Raw genomic sequence first — 6,584 nt, forward strand, 5'->3', positions numbered from 1 at the left:
AGGTTACCGGTACTTTCTAATGACTTGTAATCATCGCAGAGCTAAGACGTGAAGCTGTTAGTGCAGCTCAGTTAAGGCAGTCATGATTAAAAATGAGTAGGAGGAAATTCAACATGCAGGCAATTACAAGTAAGGAATTTGAACACATTGGCGATGACACCGCCGTCACGGTCGTTGACTTTTGGGCGGACTGGTGTGGTCCTTGCAAGATGCAAACACCGGTATTAGAAGCTTTGGACCAAGAGTACGGCGATCAAGTGAAGTTCGCTTCCCTCGACGTTGACCAGAACCAAGAGTTGGCGCAATCCTTGGGAATCATGAGTATTCCATCAATGGTCGTCTTTAAGAACGGCATGCCAACGGAAAAGGTCGTCGGGTTCCATCCCAAGGCTGCGCTCAAGAAGTACCTTGATGAGAAATTAGGTGAGGTGACCGCTTAATGGTGCAAACGACAGCCAGCCAATTAAAGAACCGGCTGCGACGGGCTGACGGACAGCTGCAAGGCATCCTAAAGATGGTCGACGATGGTCGGGAGTGCAAGGATATCTTGACGCAATTAGCCGCTGTGCGTTCCGGCGTTGACCGGATGATGGGTGTCGTGGTCGCTGAGAACGTCAAGCAGTGTGTGGCGCAAGACCAGCTGACCGACGACCAACAAGCCGAGTTACAAGCTGCTTTGGATCTCGTCGTAAAAACACATTAATTAAGGGGTCTGGGATAAACTCCAGACTCCTTTTGGCGTCCCCGAATGTACATCGCTGAAACGTGAAACAAAAGGCAGTCAACTCCGCTTGACGCCGCTAGACAAATAGTCCCAAACTGGTTTTATTTATCTAAAGGTTGAAAGTTCCAAAATGCCAGTCATGCCTGCTCTAGCAACAACAGTGAGACTAAAACTAGGCAACCTGGTGGGCCCTTCGCCTTACCGGCCGGCAGATATGGGCTGGATCGGGGCGAACACAACTTGAAGCCTCGAAAGAACCGAGTCTACAAGGTTGGTTTTCTGCTAAGCCGGCAAGAAACGCCGACCAAGCAGAACGACGCGCCTGAGCCCATATCTGCCGACCTCTCGGCTTACACAGTGTGCATAGGCGACGGAGGTAATGAATGTAACCGTCACTATCCATTGGACCAAAAGCGCTAGTTTCAAGGTTTTTCGACTGCTGTCGTGGTAAAGCACAGTCAGAGCCGGAGGAGGACAGGGATGCAGCTAGCCGAGCGAGAAGACTGGCGATTTCCCAGTCTGAAGCGTCCCCACAGCAGACGGAATCCCTGGCAGCCGGAGTGCGGTAATTTCACACTATCTTAATGGTACGAATCCTTGCCGATACTGGGGCGAGACAGGTATTTCATCTTTCAACCTTTATTATTTATCTAGCGACGCTAATGCGCGTTGACTGACTGCCTTTCGTCCCACGTTCTTTTTTTGCTATAATGGGAGAATGTTTTTTGAGGAGGATGTAGCTGTGGCAAATTATCTGTCTATTCTGATTTTCGCCTTTATTGGCGGTAGTGGCCGTTATTTAATTGGTCAAGCGCTACCGGTATCGGCGGGCTTTCCCTGGGCGACGGGGATTGTAAATCTGCTTGGGTGTTTAGTGCTAGCATGGTTGTCGCATGCCAAACGGGTGACGGCCCATTGGCCTAACGCGGTGGCTGAGGGACTGGGAATCGGCGGTATTGGGGCGTTCACAACGTTTTCGACCTTTAGTGTGGATACGGTGCGACTGATAACACAACACCAATGGGGCCTGGTCGGTGGCTATCTGGGCGTGACCTTAGTCGGTGGTGTGCTCTGTAGTGCACTGGGAGTCTGGAGCGCGCGAAAGTGGGCAACCTTCCCGGTGGTTGAGAAATGATGGCCGTGTTGGCAGGAGTTGGCGCCGCAATTGGTGCTCTGGGCCGCTATGGGAGCAGTCAGTTAGTGACAAAACTGGTGGGCACACGTTGGCCGTTAGCGACGTTAGTAATCAACTGGTCGGGGTCCCTGTTACTGGGGGTGTTGACTGGTTGGCAAGTAGACTACGTGTTGACGGTCATCTTGGGAACGGGAATCTTGGGGGGATTTACCACCTACTCGACCTTTAGCCACGAGGTCGTGATGCTAGTCGATCAGCGACGGTGGGGCGCGGCGTTGAGTTATCTGCTTTTAAGTGTAGGTGTTGGGGTCGTGCTGGCTGGTTTGGGCGTTTATTTAGGCGCAATGCTTGGCTCCGGCCGATAAATCAGTGGTGTTTTAACGTTAAGTTCCCTATCATGGAAATAATGAGGAATTGCGAAAGGAGTGGCGGTCTTGGCAGAACGCACAACAATTACGGAACAAAATGCAGCGCTACGGGAACAATTGTCGCCGCAAAATCAGGCATACTGGGACGAGTTGGTCAGTAACCTGCGCCAGCAACCCAAGTTCGCTGACGAGGCGGTTTTGCAAAAGTACTTACGGGAGTTACTCCCCAGCTTGCTGGTCGCACAGGAGGCACAACAAACCGCACAACATTTCTACGGTGCGGATCCAGCAACGGTTGCCGCAAAGATGGGCCGAATCTCGCGGCCAAAGCCTAGTTGGCTGACGTGGGATTTGCTCGTTCCATTTTTGATTTTTACGTTAGGTACGATTATTCCGAGTGCCATCCTGCCCGCGGTACCGTTTCAACTCTTGCTGATCGGCTTAGAATATGTCTTCTTCGTTATTGCGATGGCGTTAGGCATTGGCGTGACGCAGCGAGTTCATACGCAACGTGGTCAGATTGCGAGCTGGTTGGTCATTATTATTGCGTTGTTACTAGCGATGCGGATAGCGGCGCAAACGGTTCCGGCGCAAGGCCTGGTCTACTTGACCCGGGTCGGCGGTAGCGTGACGTTGCTGGTTTTTGCGGTCGTCGTGACCGGACTGACTTGGTGGCATCACCGGCGGCACACAAATTCCTGGTTTCCAGCCATTCTAGGGAGTCTCTGGATTACCACGCTACTAGCCTTATTAGCACGGATTCCGGCAACATCGGGTCTGATGGTGACGTCGGCCGGCAACTTATTGATTGCGATTGGGACCATTTTAGGTGATTTGAGTATCTTGATCATCGGGTGGCACATTTGGCAGGCACGGCAAAATCAAACGAAAAATTAAGGGACACATTCATTGTGACGATGGATGTGTCTTTTTTTACGCTTTCGGTGCGGCTAAATCGTTGCTGTCACGGTGAATGGCGCTAGATATGAAATTAGAAATAGTTGATTATAACAATATAAATAGTCAAGACGCTGGACTAGTCGTGTGCGAGTAGCGTATGGTTAGGGGACTAAGAAAATATAGATATTGGGGGGATAACGAATGCGGTGGTTCAGCGTTGTTTTAGCACTAGGCATGGCTGTTTTGGGTAGTTTTTGGGGAGTCGAGCAGGTTGGTCTAGCAAGTAGTCAATATTCAGCGCAACGGGCAAATTCGGTTAAATTAGTCTGGCGCCACCGAATGGGAAGACATGCCTTTCACACGGTCAAAGGGGCGCGCTACTCGCAGCATCTGGGGGTCCGGTACAGTGAAAATTCAGATCTGCCAGACGTGACCTGGATAACGGACGCCCACGAGAAACTCTACCGGAAGGCTAAGGGATCAGCGGCCATTTACTACCACGTAAAGTCAGCTGATGGTCAGCACGGCGGCTGGATTTGGCGTGGCTATTTAATCGCGGGAGCCGTCCCAGTGCAAACGGGCCCAGATCCTGAGCGACCACGGACCCCAGAGATCCCGCCGGTAGTTCTCTATACGGCTAAAAATTCAGCGGCCTACGCGCGGGCGATTCAAACGGAACCAGCCTATCAGCTCTCAAAGGCGGTATGGCAACTCTTCCCGGGAACAAAACTGGATTTGGGCTTGTCACGCTTAGCAATCGACTTCCCGTCAGATAATGGCTTGCGGGACAAGGGAATTTTGGATAAACGGCACATCATTCACTTTGACTTGGGGAATGAGTGGGAGACGTTTCAAAATACTCGGAGTCAGCCGCTGACCAAGCGCTTGAGTTGGCTGAAAACCCGGCTAACGCAACGGGGGTTGAATACGACTAAACGGCAAAGCTTGCGAGGATGGTCGATTGGCCTCGACTTTGTGGACGATTTCCCTGAAGCAGCTACGACGGATGAGGATAACTTACATAACATTAATCAGAAACCACACAGGGATCATGACGAACACCCCTTGCACTATGCTGTCGTGCTGATTTCACCGGAGTGGTTGCATCGTTTTCAAGCAGCGTATGGTGATGAGCAATGACGGGCCTTTACCGGGGGATTTTCTTGGATTATTGGCACTGGTTGCTGGTAGTAGTGAGAGTGTCATGGTGCAGGCAAACAGCCAATGCTTGGCGCGACCTTAATCGAGGTAGGATACGGTGCCAGAAAACGGGCCGGTTTTAAAGGCTGGTCAGGGGGTAGTGTGTTGCCGACGAAAAGTGACCTGGAAGGCTCCGGACCAGGAACGGGGATGACTTTCTTGGTGCCGAAAATATAGGTGGTTTACGGGCTCAAAAAGGAGCGGCGACAGATGTCACTACTCCTCGAGAGACTTCAAATAGGTATTGCTGAAACGGATGATAAAAGGTAATAAGCGTTGATTAAACTTAGCATCTGATTTCAGTTCCGACACGCTAGAAGCCGGCCGGTTGAATGGCGTCCGTTTGAAAAGTGGTGGTCGTTGACAAGTTTAAAGCGTTGCGTAAACTCTTAGAGACCTGTTCAATCTCATTTTGCGGGGCAATCTGGTAATCGATGCCATTGATAGTTGCGTTTTCACCTTGTAGGGTCTGGGATTCGATGTGGCGACTGGTATGGCCGTCTTTAGTCCGTAGCCACATGAGATCGTTGAAGGTCAGGTTGGTCTGCAAATTGTTGGTCAGTGAATCCAAGACGGATTGGTAACGGGCCAATGAGCCAATACCGGCTTCCTTAAGGACAAGGGCCTTAATAATTTGCCGTTGCCGGGCTTGCCGGCCGTAGTCACCACGTGGATCATCGTCGCGCATCCGTGAGTAGGCGAGGGCACTAGCGCCATTCAAGTGAATCTTGACGCCCTTCGTCACGTTGGCCTGTTCATAGTGGAAGGTCAGCAATGGATCGACAGTCACACCGCCAACTGCGTTAATCATTTTTTTAAGCCCCCCCATGTTGAGAAGGACATAGTAGCGAATGGGAATGTTGACGAGATGTTCGACCGTTTTAATGGTGGCATTAGCACCATACAGGGGATAGGCTGCGTTGATTTTTTCCGCATCCTGCTGGCTTCCCCAGACATTGACCAGTGTGTCTCGCGGAATACTCGTAAGCTTAGCGGTTTGTTTGGATGGGTTAATAGTGGCCACAATCATGGTGTCCGTTCGGCCGACATCGTGTCGACCCAAAGCGCCGGTATCGGTACCTAAGAGTAGAATGGCGAAGGGCTTGCCGCTGGTCAAAGCGGCGTCGTTGGGTTTGACTCCCGCAGCATGATAGGTTTTGGAAAACGTGTTTTTAGCGGCATGCCAAGCGCGAAACCCGTAAACGCCACCCCCAATGAGTAGCAAGGCCAAAAGAACGAGTAACCAACGACGCCAAGGCCGGTGAGACCTCTGAGTGAAATTGTGTTGGCGTGGTGGCAATGGTGTATTTTGCATAGTGATTCCTCCCCCTCTAATTCGCAACCCAGTATACCCACGTTTGCTTGGACTGGCGGTAGGGTGAACTTAGCTTTTACCATTTCTTAGAAGTCAGTTTGCAAATTCACCAAGCAATCGTGAAAGCCCACTAAATTAATAGCAGTCGACCGAGCTTTTGGTGTAAAGTAAAGAGGTACAATTACTATACATACAATTGAAAAAGGGAGTTGGCAATAATGGCAAAAGTTGAAAGTTTTACTTTGGACCACACAGCTGTTAAGGCACCATACGTGCGGTTGATCACCCGGGAAACGGGCGCTAAGGGCGACGTCATCTCGAACTTTGATTTACGGTTGGTTCAACCCAACACGAACGCAATTCCAACGGCCGGGTTACACACCATCGAACATTTACTGGCAGGCTACTTACGCGATGAAATGAGTGGCGTCATTGACTGCTCACCATTTGGCTGCCGGACCGGTTTCCATTTGATTACTTGGGGCGAACAATCCACTGAAGAAGTAGCTAAAGCATTGAAGGCCGCCCTTCACCGGATCGCTTTTGATACGGAATGGAAAGACGTTCAAGGTACCGACAAGTACAGCTGTGGGAACTACCGAGACCACAGCCTCTTCTCCGCTAAGGAATGGAGCAAGGATATTCTAGACAAGGGTATTTCTAAAGACCCATTCACTCGCGAAGTCATCTAGAGGACGTTCAGCTAAAGGTTGAAAGATGAAATACCTGTCTTGCCCCAGTATCGGCAAGGATTCGCACCATTAAGATAGTGTGAAATTACCGCACTCCGGCTGCCAGGGATTCCGCCTGCTGTGGGGACGCTTCAACCTTTAGACGTTCAGTTATTAAACAAACCTAGCGCGCCGGCCAATAGGCTAGCGCGCTATTTGTGTGCGCCCGGCATGGGCGCTAACTAGGCGGTGAAAGTCCGCTGTGGACCGT

The 6,584-nt window shown here is 50.9% G+C and carries 8 protein-coding genes; 7 read left to right on the forward strand and 1 reads right to left on the reverse strand.

Annotated elements, in window-relative coordinates; all coding sequences use genetic code 11:
- The first annotated feature begins 113 nt into the window (after positions 1-113).
- From trxA to FC99_RS14285, 6 genes are all read left to right on the forward strand, one after another.
- On the forward strand, positions 114-440 hold the full coding sequence (gene trxA, locus FC99_RS12410; RefSeq protein WP_048734622.1) for a thioredoxin: 327 nt from the start codon (positions 114-116) through the stop codon (positions 438-440).
- The gene (locus FC99_RS12415) at positions 440-703 is read left to right on the forward strand and encodes a metal-sensitive transcriptional regulator (RefSeq protein ID WP_048734623.1); all 264 of its coding nucleotides are present in this window, start codon (positions 440-442) and stop codon (positions 701-703) included. The genes trxA and FC99_RS12415 overlap by 1 nt, the downstream gene beginning before the upstream one ends.
- Before the next feature lie 763 nt (positions 704-1,466).
- Positions 1,467-1,859, forward strand: a complete 393-nt coding sequence (locus FC99_RS12420) for a fluoride efflux transporter FluC (RefSeq protein WP_056986567.1) — start codon at positions 1,467-1,469, stop codon at positions 1,857-1,859.
- On the forward strand, positions 1,856-2,224 hold the full coding sequence (locus FC99_RS12425; RefSeq protein WP_235805927.1) for a fluoride efflux transporter FluC: 369 nt from the start codon (positions 1,856-1,858) through the stop codon (positions 2,222-2,224). Before FC99_RS12420 ends, FC99_RS12425 begins: the two co-directional genes overlap by 4 nt.
- A 69-nt stretch (positions 2,225-2,293) precedes the next feature.
- Positions 2,294-3,124: a DUF1129 domain-containing protein gene (locus FC99_RS12430; RefSeq protein ID WP_048734628.1), complete on the forward strand. Its 831-nt coding sequence runs from the start codon at positions 2,294-2,296 to the stop codon at positions 3,122-3,124.
- 204 nt (positions 3,125-3,328) lie between these two features.
- Positions 3,329-4,267: a hypothetical protein gene (locus tag FC99_RS14285; protein WP_048734631.1), complete on the forward strand. Its 939-nt coding sequence runs from the start codon at positions 3,329-3,331 to the stop codon at positions 4,265-4,267.
- Between the two features lie 373 nt (positions 4,268-4,640).
- On the opposite strand, the gene FC99_RS12440 is transcribed toward FC99_RS14285, so the two are convergent.
- The gene (locus FC99_RS12440) at positions 4,641-5,642 is read right to left on the reverse strand and encodes an LCP family glycopolymer transferase (protein WP_048734634.1); all 1,002 of its coding nucleotides are present in this window, start codon (positions 5,640-5,642) and stop codon (positions 4,641-4,643) included.
- A 218-nt stretch (positions 5,643-5,860) separates the two neighbouring features.
- Between FC99_RS12440 and FC99_RS12445 the strand changes: the two genes are divergently transcribed.
- Positions 5,861-6,334, forward strand: coding sequence for an S-ribosylhomocysteine lyase (locus tag FC99_RS12445; RefSeq protein WP_048734637.1), 474 nt, complete (start codon positions 5,861-5,863; stop codon positions 6,332-6,334).
- The last annotated feature ends 250 nt before the right edge of the window (positions 6,335-6,584 follow it).

The sequence above is a fragment of the Levilactobacillus koreensis JCM 16448 genome, from assembly GCF_001435525.1.
Taxonomy (GTDB): Bacteria; Bacillota; Bacilli; order Lactobacillales; family Lactobacillaceae; genus Levilactobacillus; species Levilactobacillus koreensis.

Coding starts and splice junctions, on each gene's coding strand:
- FC99_RS12440 (WP_048734634.1), bottom strand. CDS start 5,642: ATGCAAAATACACCATTGCCACCACGCCAACACAATTTCACTCAGAGG.
- FC99_RS14285 (WP_048734631.1), top strand. CDS start 3,329: ATGCGGTGGTTCAGCGTTGTTTTAGCACTAGGCATGGCTGTTTTGGGT.
- FC99_RS12425 (WP_235805927.1), top strand. CDS start 1,856: ATGATGGCCGTGTTGGCAGGAGTTGGCGCCGCAATTGGTGCTCTGGGC.
- trxA (WP_048734622.1), top strand. CDS start 114: ATGCAGGCAATTACAAGTAAGGAATTTGAACACATTGGCGATGACACC.
- FC99_RS12445 (WP_048734637.1), top strand. CDS start 5,861: ATGGCAAAAGTTGAAAGTTTTACTTTGGACCACACAGCTGTTAAGGCA.
- FC99_RS12415 (WP_048734623.1), top strand. CDS start 440: ATGGTGCAAACGACAGCCAGCCAATTAAAGAACCGGCTGCGACGGGCT.